General features: G+C 64.0%; 2 protein-coding genes. Both read left to right on the top strand.

The window, feature by feature from the left end; translation table 11 throughout:
* The first annotated feature begins 321 nt into the window (after nucleotides 1-321).
* Entirely contained in the window at nucleotides 322-735 is a 414-nt protein-coding gene (locus tag ACXJL8_RS40125; protein ID WP_456686934.1) for a response regulator, read from the top strand.
* A 505-nt stretch (nucleotides 736-1,240) separates the two neighbouring features.
* Nucleotides 1,241-1,813, top strand: a 573-nt coding sequence (locus ACXJL8_RS40130) for an Hpt domain-containing protein (RefSeq protein ID WP_456686933.1), incomplete at its 3' end; no start/stop codon positions are given.

Below are 1,813 nucleotides of genomic sequence, written 5' to 3' on the forward strand. Positions count from 1 at the left end.
ACACCCAGGCGCGCCAGTCCTGCGGATGGGCGAGGCAGGAAAATGCGGCAAAGGGGGCCTGCATGAGCCGGAAGCATCGCATCCGTGGCGCCATGGAACGCATGTCGACCCGCGCGGCCTCGTCCGCTCGCCGATCTTCTGCCCTCGACGATCGCTCTCCCCGATGGTGATCCATGGTCGCAGATTTCGCGGCCGCCTTCCGCTCTCCGCCAGGGGCATTTGCAGTCATCGCCATTTCGATCCAAGCCAGAGGAGCAAGGCGTGCCCCACTGTTCAATTATTGAATCGCCGAAACGGGAAGCTCAAACGGGGCCGGAAAATCTGCGCCATATTCTCGTCGTCGACGACGACCCGATGGTGTGCATGGCCATCGAGGTCTATCTGCAGAGGAACAAGTTTCGCGTGACGATTGCCGATGGCRGTGAAGCCGGACTTCGCGCGCTCGGGAACGAACAGTTCGATCTGATGATCATCGATATATTCATGCCGCATATGCGCGGATTCGAATCGATCCGGATCTTCCACGAGCGCGCGCCCGCCATTCCGCTGATCGCCATGTCGGGCTACGCTTTCGCAAATCTGAATTCGCCCGCCCCCGACTTCCTCCGGATGGCGCTGGAGCTCGGTGCGGCGCGCTGCCTGCGCAAGCCGTTCACACCGGCGGCACTGCTTGCCACCATCAACGAATGCCTTTCGGACTACAACGACGCGGTTTCCGCGGCCCGCCTCGGTTAGCATCTCGCCGTTGGCGGCGGGCCTCCGGTAAGGCTTCGTTTACCTCGCCTGCAGATCATGCGCGCGGCCTGCGCCCTGTCCGATGTGGTCGGCACCGATGGCGCCGAATGGCGGCGGAGCCATCCGGCCCGTGCGCCATGCGCGCATGGCCTTGCACGGCGGCGGCTTTTCCGGACGCCTCGGATCGCCGTTAGCGGCGCGTTTACCCAGAGCACGATCACGCCGGCAGCGGAGACGCGGTTTTGCCGAAAGACGCTCGCGCCGGCCGTCAAAGGGCAAACTTGTCTTCAATCTCCGTATTAGCACGGAGGCTGAAATTAACGTGACCGTGAAATGGGATGTCTAACGATTTAGGCGAGGGCGTCCGTCGAATTCGAAGGACGTGCGGGCGTCGCGCACGGTCCCCTCCGCTTGGCAAAGATGCCGGTCGCGAATGGCCGTCACGGCCGACGAGATCAAGGGCCGAAACATCGGCCGCGAAGTCCAGGTTAGTAAGGCGTATCGCATGGATGATCTGTTGCGGGAGTTTTTGACGGAGACMAGCGAGAGCCTGGACACCGTCGACAATCAGCTGGTGAAGTTCGAGCAGGAGCCGAACAACGCCAAGATCCTGGATAACATCTTCCGCCTGGTCCACACCATCAAGGGCACGTGCGGCTTTTTGGGATTGCCGCGGCTGGAAGCGCTGGCGCATGCCGGCGAGACGCTGATGGGCAAGTTCCGTGACGGCATGCCGGTGACCGGGCAGGCGGTGACGGTGATCCTGTCGTCGATCGACCGCATCAAGGARATCCTGGCYGGSCTSGAGGCGACCGAAGCCGAGCCCGAGGGCACCGACCGCGACCTGATCGACAAGCTGGAAGCGATGGTCGAGCAGGGCATGGCGGCGATGGCTGCCGGGGCTGCTGCTCCCGTTGCCGAAGCGCCGCCGCTGGTGCCGGACGCGCCGGCTCCCGTCGAAGCCAAGGCCGCACCCGCCAAGGACATGACCCAGGGCTCGCTGATCGACCAGACCCTGGAACGCCCGCTGCGTCCGGGCGAGGTGTCGCTGGACGAGCTCGAGCGCGCCTTCCGCGAG

Source organism: Bradyrhizobium sp. P5_C11_2, from assembly GCF_054049755.1.